Raw genomic sequence first — 23,084 nt, 5'->3', positions numbered from 1 at the left:
ACTGTCCGGTAGCTCCCTGCGGACCTGGTCTCGTGGACCGGCCAGCAATCACGCGGGGAGCGGGACCGCATCACGCGTCCCACTCCCCGCGCGTCGACTACCTAACTCTTCAGAGCTCCGGACCTCAGCCCAGCTTCGCCTCCGCGGCCTTGCCGAGCAGCGTGATCGCGCCGCCCTTGACCTGGTAGATGTAGATGTCCTTGGCCTCGACCTCACCGTTGGCCTGGAACTTGATCTGCTTGGAGACACCCGCGATGTTCGCCGAGGCGATGAACTCGTTGATCTTCTCCGGGGTGGTGTTGCCGGCCTTGACCGCCTCCACGAAGACCGTCGCGGCGTCGTAACCCTCGGCGGCGTAGATCGCCGGGTCGGCGCTGAAGGCGGCCTTGTAGGCGTCGGCGAAGCCCTTCACCTTGGCGTCGGTGACGTCCGGGGTGGCGATGTAGCAGGGGCAGCCCACGAGCGCGCCCTCGGCGTTGGCCGCACCGGCGCCCTCGATCAGGCCCTTGTCCAGCGAACCGTCACCGGAGAAGAACTTGGCGTCCTTGACGCCCTTGTCACGCAGCTGCTTGAGCAGGTTGCCGCCGGCCGCGTAGTAACCACCGAAGAAGATCGCGTCCGGCTTGGCCGCCGCGACCTTGTTCACGACCGAGGAGAAGTCGCTCTCGGTCGGGTCCAGCGAGTCGTTGGTCACCTGGACGCCCTTGGTGCCCAGCTGGGCGCGGACGGCGTCGGCCAGCGGCTTGCCGTACTCGGACTTGTCGTCAATGACGAACACGTTCTTGGCCGCGGCGCCGCCGGCGATGAAGTCGGCGATGCTCGGGCCCTGGACACCGTCGTTCGGCAGGACGCGGTGCCAGAACTTCCAGCCGTTCTCGGCCAGCTTCGTGTTGGTGGCGGAAGCCGAGATGCTCGGGATCTTCGCCTCCTCCAGCACCGGCGCCACCTGGGCGGACTCGCCCGAGAAGGCCGGGCCCACCAGACCGACGATCTTGTCGTCCTTGATGGCCTGCTGGGCGAGGGCGACGGCCTTGGAACCGTCACCCTGGCTGTCGTACTCGACCAGCTCGATCTTCACAGCCGGGTTGGTCTTGTTGTACTCGTCGATGACGAGCTTGGCACCATTCCTCGGCGGGATGACGATGCCCGAGTTCGGGCCGGTCAGGTCACCCATGAAACCAATCTTGATGGTGCCAGGAGCGGCAGCGCTGGAGCCGCCCTCCGGCGTGGTCCCCGTGTCACCGCCACTGCTGCAGGCGGCGAGACCAAGGGTGAGCGCCACGCCGGCAGCAAGCACTCCACCGAGGCGAGCAGTCTTAGGCCGCAAGGTTGCCTTCCTTTCACCCGGTCCACTGTCAGGACCAGGTTCACAGATGCCCTCCCCTGGCGGAGTGGCCAGGGGGTGTGTCGGTTAGTACAGCCAGCGGATGTCACAGGTCGATACAGTAGAGGCCTACGTTACCGCTTCGTTATTACACCGATTCATTTCGGCTACTAGGTACAAAAGCCATGGTCACCGCCGACCTGCGATCTTTCCAACCCGACACACCGAAGACGCCGAAGCCCGTGCCGATCTCGTCCTCCGAGACGGGCACGGGCTTCCCGACGTCACTCCCCGCCACGGCCACACCGCGCGGGCACCCGACAGACCCCTGTCAGGACCGTCCGTCAAGCCTCCTTCGCCCCGGAAGCCTCACCGACGACGATCTGCGCCACCTGGCGCATGCTCAGCCGGCGGTCCATCGACGCCTTCTGGATCCACCGGAACGCCTGCGGCTCACTCCACCCGTGCTCGGCCATGAGCAGCCCCTTGGCCCGCTCCACCAGCTTGCGCGTCTCCAACCGCTCCGACAGCGAGCCGACCTCCCGCTCCAGCGCGGCGATCTCCTCATGGCGGCTCACCGCCATCTCGATCGCCGGAACCAGATCGGACTTCGTGAACGGCTTGACCAGATAGGCCATCGCCCCGGCGTCCCGGGCCCGCTCCACCAGATCCCGCTGCGAGAACGCCGTCAAGATCAGACACGGCGCGATCCGCTGCGAGACGATCTGCTCAGCGGCCGAGATCCCATCCAGGATGGGCATCTTCACGTCCAGGATCACCAGATCGGGTTTGAGCTCCAGCGCCAGCTTGACCGCCGCCTCACCATCCCCGGCCTCGCCGACGACGGCATACCCGTCCTCTTCCAGCATCTCCTTGAGGTCGAGGCGGATCAACGCCTCGTCTTCCGCGATCACCACTCGCCGCTGCGTACTCACGAGCAAGAGAGTACCGACGTCCGCTAGATTAGGACCACGCCGGTGCCGCCGAGTGATCGCCATCGGCTACGCTACACACAGGCGTTTTGGACAAATCCAGACAGGTCTGGATTCCTGCCCCGGTACCCCAATTGGCATGAGGGAGCGGATTCAAAACCCGTACAGTGTGGGTTCGAGTCCCACCCGGGGCACAAGCAGCAGGGCCGTCCGACCTCGAATCGGGCGGCCCTGACATATCAGCACCTTCCGTAGTCGGCAAAAAACTGTCGGTGACGGCTGGCATGGTTGGACCATGCACCCCCGCGAAACGGTCGACCGCGCGCTCCGTCTCTCCGCCCTCGGGCTGGTTGACCGCCAGGTCGCCGAGCTCTGCGGCGTCTCCCTCGGTGCAGTACAGAAGTGGCGAATGGGATCACGTCGTGCCCAGGAGAGGGAAACCCCGTGTCCTCGCTGCCGTGGAGATGCGCCGCCTCTTGAGGCCTACGCCTACCTGCTCGGCCTCTACCTCGGCGACGGACACATCGTCCATCATCGGAGAGGCGTCTATCGCCTGATGATCGCTTGCTCCAACACCTGGCCTGGCCTCATCCAGGCGGCCACGGATGCGATGGGTGCAGTCCTTCCCGTCAGTGTGGGTCGTCTCCGCCGCGTCGGGTGCGTCAGCGTGAACGCCTATTCCAAACACTGGCTGTGCCTGTTCCCCCAGCACGGTCCCGGCAAGAAGCACGACCGCGAGATCGCGCTGGAGCCCTGGCAGTGTCAGATCGTCGATGAACAGCCGGGACCTTTCGTCCGGGGGCTGATGCACTCCGACGGCTACCGTGGCATGAACCGGGTCCGCCGCCAGGTCAACGGCAGTGACCACTGGTACGAATATCCGCGTTACCTCTTCAAGAACGAGTCAAGGACATCCTCCGGCTCTGTGGTGAGGCGCTGGACAGGCTGGACGTCGCCTGGCGCCACAACAAGCGCAACGAGATCTCCGTGGCCCGGAGGGAGGCTGTGGAGCGGCTGGACGAGTTCGTGGGGCCGAAGTACTGACCTGCCGTCAGGCGCCGCTCAGGGACGCGTGTCGGGGTCCGCGCTTCTCTGCGAGTGGCGCGGGCTTCGGCTCCCAAGGGGCTGCGCCCGCCGGTCACATATCGGCCTCACTCCCATCGCCGCCTCCACACCCACGTCGAGGGCCGGACCCGCGTGCCGTACGGCGCAGCCCGGGTGGGCGACACCCGCTCTGCCCCGGACGCGCCCCACGGGCGGGTCCGTCGGCCCCCGTGCGTCACGACTCGCCCGTCCAAGGGCGTGGAGAGCACACCGGCCGGGGCCTGGGCCGTCCCGGTGGACGGCGCAGGCCCCGAGGTGTGGTGCGGGAGCCGTGCCCGGCGCGGGTCAGCCCGGGTGGGCGACGGCGGAGCCGATGGTGTGCACGCGCAGGGCGTTGGTGGAGCCGGCGGTGCCGGGCGGGGAGCCGGCGACGATGACGACCTTGTCGCCCTTCTCCAGGCGGGCGTGGGCGAGCAGGGAGGCCTCGACCTGGCGGACCATGTCGTCGGTGTGGTGGACGAAGGGGACCTCGAAGGTCTCCACGCCCCAGGTCAGGGCGAGCTGGTTGCGCACGTGGGGCGAGGAGGTGAAGGCCAGGAGCGGGATGGGCGAGCGATAGCGGGCCAGGCGGCGGGCGGTCTCGCCGGACATGGTGAAGGCGACCAGGGCCTTGGCGCCGACGATGGCGCCGACCTCGGCGGCGGCGCGGGCGATGGCGCCTCCGGTGGTCTCGGGGAGCCGGTCGAGGCGGTGGGTGGCCTCCAGGACCGACCGCTCGGCGGCGGTGGCGATGCGGCTCATCGTGTTGACGGACTCGATGGGGTAGTTGCCCACGGAGGTCTCGCCGGAGAGCATGACGGCGTCGGCGCCGTCCATGACGGCGTAGGCGACGTCGGAGGCCTCGGCCCGGGTGGGGCGGGGGGCGTTCATCATCGAGTCGAGCATCTGGGTGGCGACGATGACCGGGCGGGCCTTCTCGCGGCACAGCTCGATGGCGCGCTGCTGGACGATCGGGACCTCTTCGAGGGGGAGCTCGACGCCGAGGTCGCCGCGGGCGACCATGATGCCGTCGAAGGCTTCGATGATCTCGGGGAGGCGGTCGACGGCCTGGGGCTTCTCGATCTTGGCGAGCAGCGGGAGGCGGACGGCCTCCTGCTCCATGATGTTGCGGACCACGTCGGCGTCGGAGGGGCGGCGCACGAAGGACAGGGCGATGAGGTCGAAGCCGGTGCGCAGGGCCCAGCGCAGGTCGGCCTCGTCCTTGTCGGTCAGGGCGGGGGCGCTGACGTTGACGCCGGGCAGGTTGAGGCCCTTGTTGTCGGAGATCATGCCGCCGATGACGACGCGGGTGGTGACGCGGGGGCCGTCGACGCGGGTGACCTCCAGGTGCACGCGGCCGTCGTCGACGAGGATGCTGTCGCCGGGGCGGACGTCCTTGGGCAGGCCCAGGTAGGTGGTGGAGACCTGTTCGCGGTCGCCGGGGACCTCTTCGGTGGTGATGGTGAAGACGTCGCCGAAGCCGAGGCGGACGGGGCCCTCTTCGAACTTGCCGACGCGGATCTTGGGACCCTGCAGGTCGGCGAGTACGCCCACGCCGCGGCCGAGGTCGGCGGCGACCTCCCTCACCCTGTCGTATACCTCCTTGTGCAGCTCGTGGCTGCCGTGGCTGAGGTTGAAACGGGCCACGTCCATGCCTGCCGCGATGAGCTCGCGGAGGCGTTCGGGTGAGGACGTGGCAGGGCCGAGAGTGCAGACGATTTTCGCGCGACGAGTCACGGGTCCTACCTTAATTGGTACAGACCACTGGGGAGTGACGAGGGTCATATCACGGGCGAAAAACTCGGTGACGTGATGCTACTCGCGGGTGATGCGAGGTGGTGAGCCGGCTCGCGCCCGCAGTCGCAGGAAGCCCGCCCAGGAGACGATCACGAGGGCGGCGACGGCCAGCCGGGCGAGGTTCGTGTGCTCCTCGGGGTAGACGACCCCTTCGATGTAGTGGTCGATGAATCCGGAGGGCGGCAGGCCCTGCTCTCCGGCGTTGCGCCGTCCCCAGTCCTCCACGACGGTCAGCGGGCATTCCATGCCGGTGATGACGGAGAGCACCCCCCAGGCGGCGACGGCGAGGTGGGCCCAGATGAGGCGGGGCCAGCGCCAGGCGAGGAATCCGCCGACGGCCATGAAGGCCAGGAACAGGAAGTGCACCACCATCGCGGCCTGCCCGATGAGGTGATACGTCATGGTTCCACGCTATGCGGTACGGCCGGGCGGCAGGCCCGGTCCGGGGCGCCGGCCCGGCGGGGAGGGACTCCCGGCCGGGCCGGCGGCCGTCAGTCGCCCCTGCCGACCGGGGCGGTGGGTCCGTCGGCGTGGATGGTGGCGGCCTTGGCGGCGCTGACGATGCCGTGGCCGTAGAAGCCGTTGCGGGACTTGGAGCCCTCGCAGGTGTGGGTGGTCTTCTGGTCCTCGAAGCGGTAGACGTACTTGCGGGGCGAGGGGCAGGCCTTCTTGGTGGCGCTGGCGTACAGCAGGCGCTGGACCTCGGCGGGCGGCATGGTGACGCCGTCGGTGGAGGGGGCGCCGAAGCGGCCGATCAGGATGGCGGCCACGCCGGTGACGTGCGGGGCGGCCATGGAGGTGCCGGCCAGGTACTGGTAGTAGGCGCACACGCCGCGCTGGCAGTCGCGTACGACCATGGGGGTCTTGGGGGTGCCGTCGGAGGCGAGCAGGCCCTGCTTGTCGAGCAGGCGCTTGGGGACGGCGGCGAGGATGAGCCTGGTGACGTCGGGCTTGGAGCCGCCGTCGTACTCGTCGCCGCCGGGGGCCGACAGGTCGGCCTGCTCGATGCCGTAGTCGGAGAAGTAGGACTTGCGCTTGCTGGGTCCCAGGGCGGTGACGGAGATGACGCCCTTGGACTCGGCCGGGACGTTGAGGCAGGAGTTGTCGACCTTGCGGACGCGCTCGGTCTCCAGCGGGTAGTCGGGGCTGCTGGTGTCGCGCTTGGGCTTGCCCAGGTCGGTGGAGCCGTTGCCGATCGCGCTGATCAGGGTGACGCCGTGTTTGCGGGCGTAGTCGAGGGCGCGCTGCATGCCGGTGATGATGCCGCGCTGTTCGAGCTGCTCGGCCTTGGAATCGGCGGGGTTGGCGGTGCAGTTGAACAGCCACGGGTCGACGTAGTAGCTCATGTTGACCACGTCGATGCCGTTGTCGGCGGCGTAGGTGAGGGCGTCGAGGCTGGGCTTGAGGAAGAACAGGCCCGAGTCCTGGCCGGCGCGCAGGTTGACGATCGTGACGTCGGGGGCGACGCCGGCGATGCCCAGGCCGTTGGCCGGGGAGCCGATCGTGCTGGCCACGTGGGTGCCGTGGCCGTCGTCGTCCCAGTCGACGGGGTCCTTGCAGCCGGGGAACTCGCAGGGGCCGTCGAGTTCGGCGCCGTTGGGGTCGTCGGGCCGGTCGGTGACGAAGTTGCGGCTGAGGGCGCGGTCGAAGTTGGGGGCGATGTCGGGGTGGTTGCCGTCGACGCCGGTGTCGATGATGCCGACGCGTACCTTCCGGTGGCCGGGCGCGCTGGCGTGGGAGCGGTCGGCGGTGGCGCCGATCATCTTCATGTCCCACTGCCGTCCGGCGAGCGGTTCGGGCCGGCTGGAGGCGACGGACAGGGCTTGGCTGTCGGGGAAGGCGGTGGCGGCCGGGCCGATCGAGGCCGGTGAGGCGGCGGGGAGCGCGGTGGCGTAGCCGATCTTGCGGTCGGAGGAGATTCCGGCGACGGCGTCGCTGTCGGCGAGGCTCTCCACGAAGCGGGAGCCGGGGCCTCTGGCGATGATGTAGCGGAGTTTGCCCTCGGTCGACAGGGCGGTGCCGCCGGCGGCGGTGATGGCCCGCATCGCTCCGGTGTGGGCGCCGTCGGCGTAGAAGACGAGATAGTCGCGGACCTGTGGGGCGGCCGTCGCTCCGCTGGCCGTGCCGCCGGTGGTGAGGGTGCCGGCCACGGTGACGGCGGTCACCATCGCTGCCAGACGCCCGATTGCGCGCTTCATCGACTCTCCATGCCTGCCGGAACCAAGAAGAAGCATCTTTCAGGCATATAGCCACCAAAGCAATTTGAAATCGAGATATAGCTATATCTCCGACCTTACGCGCCTGGCGGGTCCCGGTGCCCCCGTCATGGCGGATCGGCACGGGTACGGCCCGCCGTACCCCTGCCCAGAGAGCCCTCCCGGGGAGCCTCCCGGAGACCTCGGGCCCGTCCCCTCCCGGAAACGCGGAACCCGTCCCCCCGCTCCCCCGCCGGAGGGCGGGACGGAGCACGGGGACGGGTCCGGTGAACCGGGGTCCGGTGAACCGGGGTCCGGGGTCCGGGGTCCCGCGGAGGGGACCCCGGAGGGTCAGACCAGCGGGCGGGCGGTCGGCGGGATCGCCACCGGCAGGGCGGTCTGCCCGGTGAGGTAGCGGTCGGCCGCCGCGGCGGCCGAGCGGCCCTCGGCGATCGCCCAGACGATCAGCGACTGGCCGCGGCCCATGTCACCGGCGACGAAGACGCCCTCCACCTTGGACTGGTAGTCCCTGTCGCGGGCGACGTTGCCGCGCGCGTCGTAGAAGTCGTCGCCACCCTCGGCGGCCAGGTCCTGCAGCAGCGCGCCCTTCTCCGGGCCGAGGAAGCCCATCGACAGGGTGACCAGCTCGGCCGGGATCTCCCGCTCGGTGCCGGGGATCGGCTTGAAGCCGGTCTGCGGGCCCTCGACCTCGACCAGGCGCAGCGCCCGGACGTTGCCGTCGGCGTCGCCGACGAACTCGGTGGTGGAGACCGCGTAGACCCGGTCGCCGCCGCCGTCGGCCAGCTCCTCGTGGGCGCTCTCCATCTTGAACAGGATGGGGAAGGTGGGCCACGGCTGGCTGCCGGGGCGGGCGGCCGGCGGCTGCGGCATGATCTCCAGCTGGGTCACCGAGGCGGCGCCCTGGCGGATGGCGGTGCCGATGCAGTCGGCGCCGGTGTCGCCGCCGCCGATCACGACCACGTGCTTGCCCTCGGCCGAGATCGGGGACTCGGCGAAGTCGCCCTCCTGGACCTTGTTGGCCGGCGGGAGGTACTCCATCGCCTGGTAGACGCCCTTCAGGTCGCGCCCGGCGACGGGCAGGTCGCGCCACTGGGTGGCGCCGCCGGCCAGCACGACGGCGTCGAACTCCTCGCGGAGCCGGGCGGCGGTGACGTCCACGCCGACGTTGACGCCGGTGCGGAACTCGGTGCCCTCGGCCCGCATCTGCTCGAGCCGGCGGTCGATGTGCCGCTTCTCCATCTTGAACTCGGGGATGCCGTAGCGCAGCAGGCCGCCGATGCGGTCGGCCCGCTCGAAGACCACCACGTCGTGCCCGGCGCGGGTGAGCTGCTGGGCGGCGGCCAGGCCCGCGGGGCCCGAGCCGACGACCGCCACGCGCTTGCCGGTCCTGGTGGCCGGGATCTGCGGGGTGACCCAGCCCTCGTCGAAGGCGCGGTCGATGATCTCGACCTCGACCCGCTTGATGGCCACGGGGTCGGAGTTGATGCCGAGGACGCACGCCGCCTCACACGGAGCCGGGCACAGGCGGCCGGTGAACTCCGGGAAGTTGTTGGTGGCGTGCAGCCGCTCGATCGCCTCGCGCCAGTCGTCGCGGTAGACCAGGTCGTTCCACTCGGGGATGAGGTTGCCGAGCGGGCAGCCGTTGTGGCAAAACGGGATGCCGCAGTCCATGCAGCGGGACGCCTGCTTGGTCAGCTTCTCGGCGGGGAAGTCCTGGTAGACCTCACGCCAGTCGCGGATGCGGACGTCCACCGGGCGGCGCGCCGGCAGCTCGCGCCCGTGGTTCAGGAAACCCTTCGGGTCAGCCATCGGTGTTACCTCCCTTATCCCTGGACCGCAGCGGTCATGACCGCCTCGTCGATGTCCCGGCCCTCCAGGCGCGCGGCCTCGGCGGCCTGCAGGACCCGCTTGTAGTCGGTGGGCATGATCTTGCTGAAGCGCGCCGGGTCCCAGTCGGCGAGCAGGCGCTTGGCGATCGTGGAGCCGGTCTCGGCCAGGTGGGTCTCGACGATCTCCCGCAGTTCGTCGGCGTCGGCCTCGCCGAGGGTCTCGATCTCGACCATCTCGCGGTTGACCCGCGCCGGGTCGAGGTCGAGCAGGTAGGCGACGCCGCCGGACATGCCGGCCGCGAAGTTGCGGCCGGTGGGGCCGAGGACGACGACCTTGCCGCCGGTCATGTACTCGCAGCCGTGGTCGCCGACGCCCTCGACGACCGCGGTGGCGCCGGAGTTGCGGACGCAGAAGCGCTCGCCCATGACGCCGCGGACGTAGACCTCGCCGGAGGTGGCGCCGTAAAGGGCGACGTTGCCGGCGATGATGTGGCCCTCCAGGGGGGCCACGTCGTGCGGCTGGACGGTGATCCGGCCGCCGGACAGGCCCTTGCCGAGGTAGTCGTTGGCGTCGCCGGTCAGGCGCAGCGTGATGCCCTTGGGCACGAAGGCGCCGAAGGAGTTGCCCGCCGAACCGGTGAAGCGTACGTCGATGGTGTTGTCGGGCAGGCCGGCTCCGCCGTACCGCTTGGTCACCTCGTGGCCGAGCATGGTGCCGACCGTGCGGTTGACGTTGCGGATGGGCAGGTCCAGCGTGACCCGGCGGCCCTCGTTGAGGGCGCCCTCGGCGAGCTGGATCAGGGTGTTGTCCAGCGCCGCGGCCAGGCCGTGGTCCTGCTCGACCGTACGGCGCAGCGCCGCGCTCTCGGGCAGTTCGGGCCGGTGCAGGATGGGCGACAGGTCCAGGCCCGAGGCCTTCCAGTGGTCCTCGGCCGAGGCGGTGTCGAGCAGTTCGGCGTGGCCGATGGCCTCGTCCAGGGAGCGGAAGCCCAGCTGGGCGAGGTACTCCCGGACCTCCTCGGCGATGAACTCGAAGAAGTTGACCACGAACTCCGGCTTGCCGGTGAAGCGCTTGCGCAGCTCGGGGTTCTGGGTGGCGACGCCGACCGGGCAGGTGTCCAGGTGGCACACGCGCATCATGACGCAGCCCGAGACGACCAGCGGGGCGGTGGCGAAGCCGTACTCCTCGGCGCCGAGCAGGGCGGCGATGACGACGTCGCGGCCGGTCTTGAGCTGGCCGTCGACCTGGACGACGATGCGGTCGCGCAGGCCGTTGAGCAGCAGCGTCTGCTGGGTCTCGGCCAGGCCGAGCTCCCAGGGGGCGCCGGCGTGCTTGAGGGAGGTCAGCGGGGAGGCGCCGGTGCCGCCGTCGTGGCCGGAGATGAGCACGACGTCGGCGTGGGCCTTGCTGACGCCCGCCGCGACCGTGCCGACGCCGACCTCGGCCACGAGCTTGACGTGCACGCGGGCGACCGGGTTGGCGTTCTTCAGGTCGTGGATGAGCTGGGCGAGGTCCTCGATGGAGTAGATGTCGTGGTGCGGCGGCGGCGAGATGAGGCCGACGCCGGGGGTGGAGTGCCGGGTCTTGGCCACCCACGGGTAGACCTTGTGGCCGGGCAGCTGGCCGCCCTCGCCGGGCTTGGCGCCCTGGGCCATCTTGATCTGCAGGTCGTCGGCGTTGACGAGGTACTCGCTGGTGACGCCGAAGCGGCCGGAGGCCACCTGCTTGATCGCGGAGCGGCGGGCCGGGTCGTACAGGCGCTCGGGGTCCTCGCCGCCCTCACCGGTGTTGGACTTGCCGCCCAGCCGGTTCATCGCGATGGCGAGGGTCTCGTGGGCCTCCCGGGAGATGGAGCCGTAGGACATGGCTCCGGTGGAGAAGCGCTTGACGATCTCGCTGACCGGCTCGACCTCCTCGACCGGGACCGGCGGGCGCAGGCCCTCGCGCAGGCGGAACAGGCCGCGCAGCGTCATCAGCTTCTCCGCCTGGGAGTCCACGAGGTTCGTGTACTCCTTGAAGATCTCGTAGCGGCGGGTGCGGGTGGCGTGCTGCAGCTTGAAGACGGTCTCGGGGTTGAACAGGTGGGGCTCGCCCTCGCGGCGCCACTGGTACTCGCCGCCGACCTCCAGGCGGCGGTGGGCGTTGCCGGCGCGCGGGTAGGCGCGGCGGTGCCGCTCGGCGGTCTCGCGCGCCAGGACGTCGAAGCCGACGCCGCCCAGGCGGGAGGTGGTCCCGGCGAAGCAGGCGTCGATGACGTCCTGGCCGAGTCCGAGCGCCTCGAAGATCTGCGCGCCGGTGTAGGAGGCGACCGTGGAGACGCCCATCTTGGACATGACCTTCAGGACGCCCTTGCCGTACGCCTTGATGAGGTTGCGCACGGCCTTGTGCCGGTCGACGGCCAGGACGCCGGAGGCGACGAGGTCCTCGACGGTCTCGATGGCGAGGTAGGGGTTGACCGCGCCGGCGCCGTAGCCGATGAGCAGCGCCATGTGGTGGCACTCGCGGGCGTCGCCGGCCTCGATGACCAGGCCGACGCGGGTGCGGGTCTTCTCGGCGATGAGGTGGTGGTGGACCGCGCCCGTGAGCAGCAGCGACGGGATCGGGGCGAGGGTCTCGGTGGAGCCGCGGTCGGACAGCACGATGATGCGCGCGCCGTCGCGGATGGCCTGGGAGACCTCGGCCCGGATCTCCTCCAGGCGGCGCAGCAGGGCCTCGCCGCCGCCGGCGACCTCGTACAGGCCGGAGACGACGTACGGCTGGAAGCCCGGCAGGGCGCCCTCGTCGTTGATGTGGATGATCTTGGCGAGCTCGTCGTTGTCGATCACCGGGTACGGCAGGACCAGCTGGCGGCAGGAGGCCGGGCCCGGGTCGAGCAGGTTGCCCTCGGGGCCGAGGGTGCTGGCCAGGGAGGTGACGAGCTCCTCGCGGATGGCGTCCAGCGGCGGGTTGGTGACCTGGGCGAACAGCTGGCTGAAGTAGTCGAACAGCAGCCGGGGCTTCTCGCTGAGCACGGCGACGGGCGTGTCGGTGCCCATCGAGCCGATCGGCTCGGCGCCGGTCCTGGCCATCGGGGCCAGGATGATGCGCAGCTCCTCCTCGGTGTAGCCGAAGGTCTGCTGACGCTTGACGAGCGCCTCGCGGGTGTCGCCCTCGACGCCGTCGGGCTGCACGCCGCGGGTGCGGGCGGGCAGCTCCTCGAAGCGGACCAGCCCGGCGTGCAGCCACTCCTCGTAGGGGAGTTCGGCGGCGAGCTCGGACTTGATCTGGTCGTCCTCGATGATCTTTCCGAGGGAGGTGTCGACCAGGAACATCCGGCCCGGCTGCAGACGGCCCTTGCGGACCACGCGCTCGGGGGCGATGTCCAGGACGCCGGCTTCGGAGCCGAGGACGACGAGGCCGTCGTCGGTGACCCAGAAGCGGCCCGGGCGCAGGCCGTTGCGGTCGAGGACGGCGCCGACGAGGGTGCCGTCGGAGAAGGTGATCGAGGCGGGGCCGTCCCAGGCCTCCATCAGGGAGGCGTGGAACTCGTAGAAGGCCCGCCGCGCGGGGTCCATCTCGGTGTGGTTCTCCCACGCCTCGGGGATCATCATCAGCACGGCGTGCGGCAGCGAGCGGCCGGCGAGGTGGAGCAGCTCCAGCGCCTCGTCGAAGGAGCCGGTGTCGGAGCTGTCGGGGTCGCAGATCGGGAAGAGCCGTGACAGGTCGCCGGGGATGTTCGCGGTGGCCAGCATGGCCTCGCGGGCGCGCATCCAGTTGCGGTTGCCCTTGACCGTGTTGATCTCGCCGTTGTGGGCGATGTAGCGGTAGGGGTGCGCCAGCGGCCACGACGGGAAGGTGTTGGTGGAGAAGCGGGAGTGGACCAGCGCGATCGCGCTCTCGTAGCGCTCGTCGCTCAGGTCGGGGAAGAACGGCTCGACCTGGCCGGGGGTCAGCATGCCCTTGTAGACGATCGTCCGCGACGACAGCGAGGGGAAGTAGACGTCCGCCTCGTGCTCGGCCCGCTTGCGCAGGCAGAAGGCCAGCCGGTCCAGCGCCAGGCCGGACTCTCCGCCCGGGGAGGAGACGAACAGCTGGCGGAAGAACGGCATCACGGCGCGGGCGCTCGGGCCGGGCAGGTCGGGGGTGACCGGCAGGTCACGCCAGCCGAGCACGGTCAGGCCCTCCTCGGCGGCGATCTCCCCGATCATCCGCTCGGCGGTGGCGCGGGCCTCGGGGTCGCTCGGCAGGAAGGCCGTGCCGGCGGCGTAGTGGCCGGCGGCGGGCAGCTCGAAGGACACGGCCGCGCGCAGGAAGGCATCGGGGATCTGCGTGAGGATGCCGGCACCGTCACCGGTGTCCGGTTCGCTACCCTGGGCCCCCCGGTGGTCAAGGTTGCACAGCGCCGTCAGGGCCTTCGTGACGATGTCGTGGCTGCGTCGTCCGGCCACGTCGGCGACCATGGCGACACCGCAGGCGTCATGCTCGTGCGAAGGGTGATAGAGGCCCTGGGGCTCGGGAAAGCCGAGGCGGGCAGCAGGCATTGAATCCCTCCCGTCGTCTTCTGCTTTGGCTTGGCAAGCGAAGGGACGACGTTGGCCCTGCTGCGTGGTGTGTAGACATTACCGTACCCTGCCGGAAAGCTGCCTACCCGGTCCACATAGCGACCATTTCACACTGCTTCCAGCGATTTGGCCAACGGGTGGTGAAGGGCGGTTATTCCGGGGCGGACCTCTAGGGTTGGGCCCATGAACGGGATCGATGAGCTGCTCGGACAGGCCGGCGTGGACGGCAGGCGGTTGCGGACGGCGCTGGCCCTGCTCGGCGACGGGCGGTGGTGGACGCTGGCCGAGCTCGTACGGGAGACCGCGACCTCGCGGCGGGCGATCGAGGCCCTGCTGCGGGCGGTCGAGCTGGAGCGCTCCGGCGACCGTTTCCGGCTCCGCGAGCCGCTGCCTGCGGGGCTGGGCGGGGACGCCCAGGGCCCGGCCGACCCGGTCGCGCACCTGCTGGGCGGGCACGCCGAGCTGCTGGCCCGGATGGAGGAGCTGATCGCCAAGGCCCCGCGCGGGCGGCAGGCGCTCGACCACGTGGCCGCGACCGCCGACACGGTGGTACGGCGGGCGCTGCTGATGGAGACCCGGTTCTGGCTGCCCGGCGCCCGGGTGCTGTGCGTCGGCGACCACGACCTGACCTCGCTGGCCACGGCGATGCTGCAGCCGCGCGCCGAGGTGGCCGTGGTGGACATCGACGAGCGCATCCTCGCCTACATCGCCGAGCAGGCCGACCGGTTCGGGCTGGACATCCGCACCCGCTGGACCGATCTGCGCCTGGGCCTGCCTCCCTCGGTGCGGGGCTGGGCCGACCTGGCCGTCACCGACCCGCCGTACACCCCGGAGGGCATCGGCCTGTTCGCCGCCCGCGCGGTGGAGGGGCTCGGCGACCGCGACCGGGGACGGATCCTGCTGGCGTACGGCGCGGGCGAGCACACCCCGGCACTGGCGCTGAAGGTCCAGCACGCGCTGTCGGCGCTCAACCTGGTCAACGAGGCGATCTATCCGGATTTCAACCGCTATTTCGGCGCCGAGGCCATCGGCTCGGCCGCCGACCTGTACATCCTGCGCCCCACCACCAAGACCTGGCCCGCCGTCGCCGCCCGCGTCGACGCCCTGAGCACCGCCATCTACACCCACGGCCCCCAGTCCATCGAGTCCCACCCCACCCCGGAGACCCCGGGGACGCCCTCCCCTGTCAGCGCCTCCCGCCCCGCCGCCGGGGCGGGCTCTTCCGCACCCGGGCCGGAGGAGGGGTCCGAGGCCGGGGCCGGGGGGGTGTTCCGACCGGCGGTGCTGGTGGGCGAGTGGGCGCGGGACGTGCTGCCGAAGGTGCCGCGGGCCCGGTTGACGACCTGGCTCGCCAAGCCGTACGCCGGTGATCCCGCCGACGTCGCGGTGGCCGTACCGGCCGGGCTGGAGGCCGCGCTGCCCCGGCTGCTCCTGGCCGCCCGGGCCCGCCGCGTCCAGGTCACCCTCGCCGCCCCGCCGAAGGACCTGCCCACCGCGCTGCTGTCCCCCGTCTACGACCTCACCGTCACCGGTTCGACGGTCCATGCCGTACGGCGGCCGCTCCCCGCGACGGACGAGGAGCGCGTCCTGCGCCGCGTCCTCGACAACGCCCACGGAAAGATCGCCAACACCTGGCGCGAGGCCCTCATCAAGGCGCGCGACGGCCTGACCAAGAAGCAGGCGCGAGCGATCGTCGCCCGGACCGCCCCCTGGAGCGAGGACGTCACCGTCCTGGAACTGCCCGTCCACCGCCTGGCCGAGCTCCCCGCCGCCGTGGCCCGGTCCCTGGCCGCCCCGGCAGAGCCCGCGTCCTGACGGGCTCGGCCGGGGCGGTCAGACCAGGCGCTTCTGGATCACCAGGCCGAGACCGTCGACGGCCAGCTGCGGGTGGGTCAGATCGACCCGTCCCCCGGGGCCCACGGGGGCGACCCAGCTCACGGTGACGTAGTGGCCGAGCGCCCGGGCGTAGGCCCAGCTCCGTGAGCCGTCGAAGGCCTCGGGGGTGCCGGGCGTCGGGCGTACGAAACCGCCCTCCTTCAGGGCGGTCACGAGCTTGTCGGCGGCGGCCGAGTCGGCCAGGTTGAAGATGAGGAACTGCCCGGAGACCCGCCCGTCCGGGGTGGCGTAGTGAGCGCGGAGCGCCTGGGTGCATCCGGCGACGGCGCTCTGCACGCTCCCCCACACGGCCTCGGCGCAGTCGGTCAGGGCCTCGGCGCCCTTCCTGTCCAGCGTGACCTCTCCCGAGGTCACCGTGTCGCCGGGGAAGATCTCCTCGACCGTCAGCGGCTCGGGATCGAGCGCGCGGGTGGCGATCGGGGCGTAGTGGTCGGTGGTCGGCTCGCCGCGGAAGACGGCCGCGCGCGGGCTGTCGTCGCCCTGCGCCGCCGACCACCAGAACGCCGCCGCCCCGGCGGCCACGAGCACGGCGACGACGGCGATCCACTTGCGCATGGGAACCGAGTTTACCTGGGCGCGAGCCCGGACCGGCGGCGATCCGCCGGGCCCGGGACCGGCCTACCGGGTCGGCGCGGAAGTGGGCGTGGCCGCGACGACGCGGCGGAACACGCCCTTCTCCACACCCCTGACGGTCAGCGCCAGCGAGATGAAGTCGTCCTGGGCGGTGGGCTCGGCGCCGTCGGCCCGTCCGATCCAGACCAGACCGGCGTAGTGCCCCATGGCGTGCCCGCTGCCCTCGGTGTATCCGCCCGCGGGGAAGGCCGCGGAGTTCAGCGCCAGCGCCCAGCCGCCCCGGTGCAGGGTCTTCAGGGAGGTCACCAGCGCCTCGGCCGAGGCGACGTCGCGCAGGTTGAACAGGGTGTACTGGGCGACGTAGCGGCCGTCGGCGCTGACGTACAGGCCGCGGGCCGCCTGCAGGCACCCGGCCTGGGTGAGCCTCTGGGCGAGCGCCTGGCCCCACACCGCCGTCGAGCAGCCGGTGTCGAGCGCGCTGTCGGTCAGCTTCAGCGTGATCCGCCCCTCCTTCAGGGTCTTCTCGCCGAAGACCTCCTTCAGGGTCAGCGGTTTGGAGTTGTCGGCCCGGCGCGCGATCGGCGTGAACACCTTCGAGGAGACCCAGCCCTGGTAGGAGTCGGGCCGGGGCTGGGTGCCGACGGCCGAGGTGGCGTTCTGCTCCGGCACGTAGTCGCTGCCGATCATCGAGACCACGAACATGAACGCGGCCAGGGCCAGCACCAGCCCGGCCGCCGAGCCGCCGTACACGACGAGCTTCTGCTGGCGCCGGCTCAGGCCCCGCGCCTCCAGCCAGGAGATGCTCCAGTCGTCCGTCCCCGCCTGGGCCCGCCGCTCCCGCTGCCTGCCGGGAGTGCGGCGCTCCCGCGTGGCGGCGGCCCGCCGTTCCTGCCCACCGGCCTGGGCGGGGTGCCCACCGGCCTGGGCGGGATGCTGCACCCGGGGCCCGGCCTGCGGGGACCCCTCCCAGGTCCCGCCCTGCGCGGACCGCTCCCACAGCTCCTCCTGGGCGGGACGCCGCTCCCTGGGTCCGCCCTGGACGGGCCGCTCCCGCGGTCCGGGCGGGACCTGGCGGTTGGCCGGCCCGACTCCCGTGGAGGCGGGGTGCTCCTGCGGCCGGGGGGAGGTACGGCGACGCTTTCGGGGAGGACGCGGGGGGGTGGTCACAGGCTGATCCCTCCCAGGAGGTTGCCCAGGGCGAAGGTCAGTGCGGCGGCGACCGCGCCCACGACGAGCTGGCGCAGCCCGCTGTACCACCAGTTGCGCGCGGTGACCCTGGACACCAGCGCGCCCGCGCCGAACAGCGCCAGGCAGGACAGCACCGCCGAGGTCACCAGGCTGGTGACCCCCAGCAGGTACGGCAGGAGCGGCAGCAGCGCCCCCACCGCGAAGGACAGGAACGAGGAGACCGCGGCGGTGCGCGGCGAGGGCAGGTCGCCGGGGGTGACGCCGAGCTCGGCCCGGGCGTGCACCTCCAGCGCCTTCTTCGGGTTGCGGGAGATCTGCCGGGCGACCTCGGCGGCCAGGCCGGGCTCGACGCCCTGCGCCTGGTACATCTGCGCGAGCTCCTGCTCCTCGGACTCGGGGTGACGCTGCAGCTCGCGCCGCTCGACGTCGATCTCGGCGAGGGCGAGCTCACGCTGGCTGGCCACCGAGACGTACTCGCCCCCGGCCATGGAGAACGCGCCCGCCGCCAGCCCGGCCACCCCGGCCAGGGCGATGACCCCGGTGTCGCCGGTGCCGCCGGCCACGCCCGCGATCAGGGCGAAGTTGGAGACGAGCCCGTCCATCGCGCCGAACACCGACGGCCGCAGCCAGCCGCCGTTGACATCACGGTGCTCGTGATGGATCTCGGCGCGTTCCCCCGAACCGCCCTCGCTCACGATGTGCCTTTCTCACCCTCTGCGGTCGCGTTCGCCGACTGGGGGGTCCTGCCCGCCTTACCGGCGGCTTCGGCGGAGGAGTTCTGCCCCTCGGCCTCGTCGGCCTGATCGGCCGGGTGCGCGGGGTCGGCCGAGGCGCTGGGGTCCGCAGCCGTCTCCGACTCCGAGTCCACGGCGGCGGCGGTCGCTCCGGCCGCGGGCGCCGTCTCGTCCGGCGCGCTCTCCGTGCTCTCGTCCGCGGCCGTCTCGTCGGAGGCGGACTCCTCCGACGCCGTCTCCGCCGGGGCGGCCTCTTCCGAAGCGGGTTCGTCCGAGGAGGGCTCGACCGGGGAGGACTCCTCCGACGCCGTCTCGGCCGTCTCCGCCGCGACCGCCTTCTCTCCGGCGGTCTCGTCGTCGCCCTCGTCCGCGGCCCCGGCGTCGGCCTGGTCCGCCGGGTGCGCGGGGTCGACGGAATCGTCGTCCGCGGCATCGCCGGTCGGCGCGGCAGCCGTACCGGCCGCCCCGGAGGACTCGGAGGAGGAACCGGCCGCAGTGGAGCCCGCCGCGGCGGATCCGGCGGCGACGCCCGCGCCGACGAGCGCCCTGTCGTCCTCGTCCCCGGGCACGACGCCGAGCGACTCCTCGTCGGTCCTGTCGCGGTTCAGCCAGAAGTAGGCGAGCGCGCCGACCAGCAGGATGATCGAGGTCCACTGGTTGAGCCGCAGGCCCAGGATGTGGTGGGCGGTGTCGACGCGCAGCCCCTCGATCCAGAAGCGGCCGACGGTGTAACCGGCGACGTAGAGCGCGAACAGCCGGCCGTGGCGCAGCGCGAACTTGCGGCCCGCCCAGATCAGCACGAGGGCCAGGCCCAGGTCCCAGATCGACTCGTACAGGAACGTGGGGTGGTAGGTGTCCTCGCCCGGGATCGTGCCCGGCCGGTCGGGGTCGATCTCCAGGCCCCACGGCAGGTCGGTCGGGCTGCCGAACAGCTCCTGGTTGAAGTAGTTGCCCCAGCGCCCGATGGCCTGGGCCACCGCGATGCCGGGGGCGACGGTGTCGGCCACCGCGGTCAGGGAGATCCCCCGGGTCCGGCAGCCGATCCACACGCCCACGCCCCCCAGCGCGATGGCGCCCCAGATGCCCAGCCCGCCGTTCCAGATGTACAGCGCCTCGATCGGCCTGTTGGGCGCGTCGGCGGCGAAGTAGAGCTGCCAGTCGGTGATGACGTGGTAGAGGCGGCCACCGATCAGACCGAACGGCACCGCCCAGACGGCGAGGTCCACGATGGTGCCCGGGGCGCCGCCCCGGGCACGCCAGCGGTATTCGCCGATGACGACGGCGACGACGACGCCGAGCACGATGCAGAGCGCGTAGGCCCGGATGGGGACTACGCCGAACAGATGCCAGACCCCTTGGGAGGGGCTGGGAATCGAGGCGAGGGGCATGTCAGGTGACGTTACCGTGTCGGCGGCTACTTGGCGGCATCAAGCACCGCTTGGCGCAGCGCCGACGGGTTGAAAGCCGTCTCCTGCTCCACGTCGGTGCCGTTGAGCTTCAGCGTCGGGGTGCCCTGGAGCTGGGCCGCCTTCAGCGTCTGGTCGCTCTGGGTGAGGTGGGCGTTGGCGTGCTGCTGGTTGCGCACGCACGTCTCGAAGCCGGGATCGGTGACCCCCGCCTCCTTGCCCCAGGCGATCAGGTCGTCGATCGCGAAGCCCTCGGCGCCCTCCGTCGGCTGCTCCTTGTAGAGCCGGTCGTGGAAGGTCATCCACGCCGGCCCGGCGGGCACGCAACGGGCCGCGGCCGCTCCCCGGACGGAGTTGGCGTGGATCACGCCGGTCTCCTTGCCGAAGATCGTGACGGTGTGGAAGACCACCTTGGCCCTGCCCTCGGCCGCCAGGTTCTTCAGCGTGGGCCCGCTGACCTCCTCCAGCGACTTGCACGCCGGGCACTGGAAGTCCTCGTAGACGTCGATGACCGGCTTGTCCACTCCCGCCTTGGCCATCACGATCGAGCCGTCGGCGGCCTGGGTGATCGGCGCGAGCGCCGTGGTCGTCTGCTCGGACTCGCTGCTGCGGGCGGAGAACCACCAGCCCGCCCCGATCGCGACGACCGCGACGACCGCGACCGTGACGATGGTCGCGATGCGCTTGCGCTGCTCCTGCCTGCGCTCCGCCTCGCGTTGCGCCTTCATCTTCTCGCGGGCCGAGTCTCGCGCGGCCTTGCCCATCAGTCGTTCTCCTTCACCGCGGGCTCCTCATCGTCGCCCTCAAGATCATCATCGTATGGCTCCGGGTCCCGTCCGGGGGTCAGGCCGAGGACCGAGTCGAGCGCGAACCGTCCCGGCGGGAACCAGGCGACGATCACACCGAGCGCGAACAGACCGAAGTCCCGCAGGATGTCGACGAGATAGCTGGGCTCCTGCCCCGCCGGGAGCTGACCGCCGCCGCCGAAGCAGCCGCAGTCGATCCGCAGGCCCCGCGCCCAGGCGGAGGCGATGCCGATGACGAACGCCAGCATGAGCAGGGCGGAGACGACGCCCGCGGCCCGGGTGAGCAGGCCGACGACCAGCAGCACGCCGACGACGATCTCCAGGATGGGCAGGCCGTAGCCCACCGCCGTGGCGACCGGCTCGGGCAGCAGCTGGTAGGCCTTGACCGCCTGCACCGACAGGACCGGAGTCGCGATCTTCCCCCAACCGGCGACGATCAGCACGCCCGCCAGCACCAGCCGCGAGACGGTCGTCACCCAGGGCAGCGCCGTACGGATCACGCGACGCCGCCGCAGGACGGTTCGTCACAAGTCACGAGCACCATCGTCTCCCATTCCCTGTCCCGTGGTCGTGGCAGCCCCCGCGGATGGGCACAGTATCCGAGGAGAACCCCATCACGGGCCGGATAAGTGCCGAATAAGCCGGCCCGCGGGCGGGAATCCCCGGCCCGCGGGCCCATGCGACGACACGACGGCCCGGACCACCGGGCGCGGGTTGTCAGGCGCGCACGCCCGCCGCGAGCTCGGCGCCCAGCTCGCGGACCGCCGCCAGGCCGGAGGCCTCGTCGGGGGCGTCCAGGATGCGGCGGATGAAGGCCGAGCCCACGATGACGCCGTCGGCGTAGCCGGCCACCTCGGCGGCCTGCTTACCGGTGCCGACGCCCAGGCCCACGCACACCGGCAGGTCGGTGTGCACGCGGGTGCGCTCCACCAGGCCCCTGGCGGCCGAGCTGACCGACTCGCGGGCGCCGGTGACGCCCATCAGCGAGGCCGCGTAGACGAAGCCGGTGCAGCAGTCGGCGACGGCCTTGATGCGCTCGTCGGTGGAGCTGGGGGCGACCAGGAAGACGGTGTCGATCCCGGCCTCGGCGCTGGCCTGCCGCCAGAGGCCGGACTCCTCGGGGGTCAGGTCGGGGGTGATGGTGCCCACCCCGCCGGCAGCAGCCAGGTCGCGCGCGAAGCGCTCGGCGCCGTAGCGGTCGATCGGGTTCCAGTACGTCATGACCAGGGTGGCGGCGCCCGTCTTGGCCACCCCCTCGACCGTGCGCAGCACGTCGGCGATGCGGGTGCCGTTGGTCAGCGCCCGGTGGACGGCGTCCTGGATCGTCGGGCCGTCCATCAGCGGGTCGGAGTACGGCAGGCCGATCTCGATCACGTCGCAGCCCGCCTCGACCATGGCGGTGGCGGCCGCGATCGCGCCGTCCTTGGTGGGGAACCCGGCGGGCAGGTATCCGACGAGAGCGGCGCGGCCGTCCGCCTTGGCCTTGGCGAACACCGTCTGGAGAGTCGTCATCGTATGTTCCGTACCGGTCGTCAGAGGTTGAAGTACTTCATCGCGGTGCCCATGTCCTTGTCACCGCGGCCCGAGAGGTTGACCAGGATGGTCGCCTCGGGGCCCAGCTCGCGGCCGAGCTTGAGGGCTCCGGCGAGCGCGTGCGAGGACTCGATCGCCGGGATGATGCCCTCGGTCCTGGCCAGCAGGGCGAAGGCCTCCATCGCCTCGGCGTCGGTGACGCCGTGGTAGGTGGCGCGGCCGCTGTCCTTCAGCCAGGCGTGCTCGGGGCCGACGCCGGGATAGTCGAGGCCGGCGGAGATCGAGTGCGACTCGATCGTCTGGCCCTCCTCGTCCTGCAGGACGTAGGTGCGCGAGCCGTGCAGCACGCCGACCGAGCCCGCGGTGAGCGTCAGCGCGTGCTCGCCGGTCTCCAGGCCCCGGCCGCCGGCCTCGTAGCCGTGCAGCGCGACGTCCTTGTCCTCGATGAAGGCGTGGAAGATGCCGATCGCGTTGGATCCGCCGCCGACGGCCGCGCAGACGGCGTCGGGCAGGGCGCCGGTCAGCTCCAGCATCTGGCGGCGGGCCTCGACGCCGATGATGCGGGCGAAGTCGCGCACGATCTCCGGGAACGGGTGCGGGCCCGCGATCGTGCCGAACAGGTAGTGGGTGGTGTCGACGTTGGTGACCCAGTCGCGGAAGGCCTCGTTGATGGCGTCCTTGAGGGTCTTGCTGCCGTTGTGGACCGGGACCACGGTCGCGCCGAGCAGCTTCATCCGCGCGACGTTCAGCGCCTGGCGCTCGCAGTCGACGGCCCCCATGTAGATGACGCACTCCAGGCCCATCAGGGCGGCGGCGGTCGCGGTGGCGACGCCGTGCTGGCCGGCGCCGGTCTCGGCGATCACCCGGTCCTTGCCCAGGCGCTTGGTCAGCAGGGCCTGGCCGAGCACGTTGTTGATCTTGTGCGCGCCGGTGTGGGTCAGGTCCTCGCGCTTGAGGATGATCCGGGCGCCGCCCGCCTGCTCGCCGAAGCGCGGCACCTCGGTGAGGGTGGTCGGCCGGCCGGCGTAGGTGCGCAGCAGGTGGTCGAACTCGCGCAGGAAGGCGACGTCGTTCCTGGCGCGTTCGTACTCGGCCGCGACCTCGTCCAGCGCCGGGATGAGCGCCTCGGGCACGTACCGGCCGCCGAAGATGCCGAACTTGCCGTGCACGTCCGGGTCGTCGCCGTGGACGCCGTTGCCGGCCAGGTCGGCGGCGGTGAGGAGGG

At 71.4% G+C, this 23,084-nt stretch carries 17 protein-coding genes and 1 tRNA gene; 2 read left to right on the top strand and 16 right to left on the bottom strand.

What is annotated here, in order from left to right:
• Nucleotides 1-124: 124 nt before the first annotated feature.
• Nucleotides 125-1,282, bottom strand: coding sequence for a branched-chain amino acid ABC transporter substrate-binding protein (locus tag Psi01_RS27970; RefSeq protein WP_275424606.1), 1,158 nt, complete (start codon nt 1,280-1,282; stop codon nt 125-127).
• A gap of 386 nt (nt 1,283-1,668) precedes the next feature.
• Nucleotides 1,669-2,241, bottom strand: a complete 573-nt coding sequence (locus tag Psi01_RS27965; RefSeq protein WP_204067126.1) for an ANTAR domain-containing response regulator — start codon at nt 2,239-2,241, stop codon at nt 1,669-1,671.
• 134 nt (nt 2,242-2,375) lie between these two features.
• Here Psi01_RS27965 and Psi01_RS27960 point away from each other — a divergent pair.
• Nucleotides 2,376-2,450, top strand: a tRNA-Leu gene (locus tag Psi01_RS27960).
• A 221-nt stretch (nt 2,451-2,671) separates the two neighbouring features.
• Here the strand turns inward: Psi01_RS27960 and Psi01_RS44425 are convergent.
• The 6 genes from Psi01_RS44425 to gltB form a co-directional block, all read right to left on the bottom strand.
• On the bottom strand, nt 2,672-3,124 hold the full coding sequence (locus tag Psi01_RS44425) for a hypothetical protein (RefSeq protein WP_204067099.1): 453 nt from the start codon (nt 3,122-3,124) through the stop codon (nt 2,672-2,674).
• Between the two features lie 521 nt (nt 3,125-3,645).
• A complete protein-coding gene (gene pyk / locus Psi01_RS27950; RefSeq protein ID WP_204067098.1) occupies nt 3,646-5,076 on the bottom strand; it encodes a pyruvate kinase in 1,431 nt (476 codons plus the stop codon).
• 78 nt (nt 5,077-5,154) lie between these two features.
• A complete protein-coding gene (locus Psi01_RS27945) occupies nt 5,155-5,538 on the bottom strand; it encodes a DUF2784 domain-containing protein (protein WP_204067097.1) in 384 nt (127 codons plus the stop codon).
• 89 nt (nt 5,539-5,627) lie between these two features.
• Nucleotides 5,628-7,334, bottom strand: coding sequence for a S8 family peptidase (locus Psi01_RS27940; protein WP_204067096.1), 1,707 nt, complete (start codon nt 7,332-7,334; stop codon nt 5,628-5,630).
• Between the two features lie 348 nt (nt 7,335-7,682).
• On the bottom strand, nt 7,683-9,161 hold the full coding sequence (locus tag Psi01_RS27935; protein ID WP_204067095.1) for a glutamate synthase subunit beta: 1,479 nt from the start codon (nt 9,159-9,161) through the stop codon (nt 7,683-7,685).
• 14 nt (nt 9,162-9,175) lie between these two features.
• On the bottom strand, nt 9,176-13,702 hold the full coding sequence (gene gltB / locus Psi01_RS27930) for a glutamate synthase large subunit (protein ID WP_204067094.1): 4,527 nt from the start codon (nt 13,700-13,702) through the stop codon (nt 9,176-9,178).
• A gap of 204 nt (nt 13,703-13,906) precedes the next feature.
• Between gltB and Psi01_RS27925 the strand changes: the two genes are divergently transcribed.
• Entirely contained in the window at nt 13,907-15,538 is a 1,632-nt protein-coding gene (locus tag Psi01_RS27925) for a bis-aminopropyl spermidine synthase family protein (RefSeq protein ID WP_204067093.1), read from the top strand.
• Between the two features lie 18 nt (nt 15,539-15,556).
• Here the strand turns inward: Psi01_RS27925 and Psi01_RS27920 are convergent, their stop codons facing one another.
• From Psi01_RS27920 to trpB, 8 genes are all read right to left on the bottom strand, one after another.
• Nucleotides 15,557-16,174, bottom strand: a complete 618-nt coding sequence (locus Psi01_RS27920; protein ID WP_204067092.1) for a hypothetical protein — start codon at nt 16,172-16,174, stop codon at nt 15,557-15,559.
• Between the two features lie 63 nt (nt 16,175-16,237).
• Nucleotides 16,238-17,359: a proline-rich domain-containing protein gene (locus tag Psi01_RS27915; protein WP_204067091.1), complete on the bottom strand. Its 1,122-nt coding sequence runs from the start codon at nt 17,357-17,359 to the stop codon at nt 16,238-16,240.
• Nucleotides 17,356-18,075 (bottom strand): VIT1/CCC1 transporter family protein, encoded by a 720-nt coding sequence (locus Psi01_RS27910; RefSeq protein WP_204067090.1) that lies wholly within the window; start codon nt 18,073-18,075, stop codon nt 17,356-17,358. The genes Psi01_RS27915 and Psi01_RS27910 overlap by 4 nt, the downstream gene beginning before the upstream one ends.
• Nucleotides 18,072-19,502, bottom strand: a complete 1,431-nt coding sequence (lgt, locus tag Psi01_RS27905; protein WP_204067089.1) for a prolipoprotein diacylglyceryl transferase — start codon at nt 19,500-19,502, stop codon at nt 18,072-18,074. The genes Psi01_RS27910 and lgt overlap by 4 nt, the downstream gene beginning before the upstream one ends.
• A gap of 26 nt (nt 19,503-19,528) precedes the next feature.
• On the bottom strand, nt 19,529-20,284 hold the full coding sequence (locus Psi01_RS27900) for a DsbA family protein (RefSeq protein ID WP_204067088.1): 756 nt from the start codon (nt 20,282-20,284) through the stop codon (nt 19,529-19,531).
• Nucleotides 20,284-20,826: a MauE/DoxX family redox-associated membrane protein gene (locus Psi01_RS27895; protein ID WP_239128077.1), complete on the bottom strand. Its 543-nt coding sequence runs from the start codon at nt 20,824-20,826 to the stop codon at nt 20,284-20,286. The genes Psi01_RS27900 and Psi01_RS27895 overlap by 1 nt, the downstream gene beginning before the upstream one ends.
• A gap of 217 nt (nt 20,827-21,043) precedes the next feature.
• Nucleotides 21,044-21,838 (bottom strand): tryptophan synthase subunit alpha, encoded by a 795-nt coding sequence (gene trpA / locus Psi01_RS27890; protein WP_204067087.1) that lies wholly within the window; start codon nt 21,836-21,838, stop codon nt 21,044-21,046.
• Between the two features lie 20 nt (nt 21,839-21,858).
• On the bottom strand, nt 21,859-23,064 hold the full coding sequence (trpB, locus tag Psi01_RS27885; protein WP_204067124.1) for a tryptophan synthase subunit beta: 1,206 nt from the start codon (nt 23,062-23,064) through the stop codon (nt 21,859-21,861).
• Between the last annotated feature and the right edge of the window lie 20 nt (nt 23,065-23,084).

This window comes from Paraplanobispora siamensis (assembly GCF_016863175.1).
Classification (GTDB): domain Bacteria; phylum Actinomycetota; class Actinomycetes; order Streptosporangiales; family Streptosporangiaceae; genus Planobispora; species Planobispora siamensis.
The sequence above is the reverse complement of the archived record's forward strand: the minus strand, read 5'-3'. Positions and strand labels throughout refer to the sequence as shown.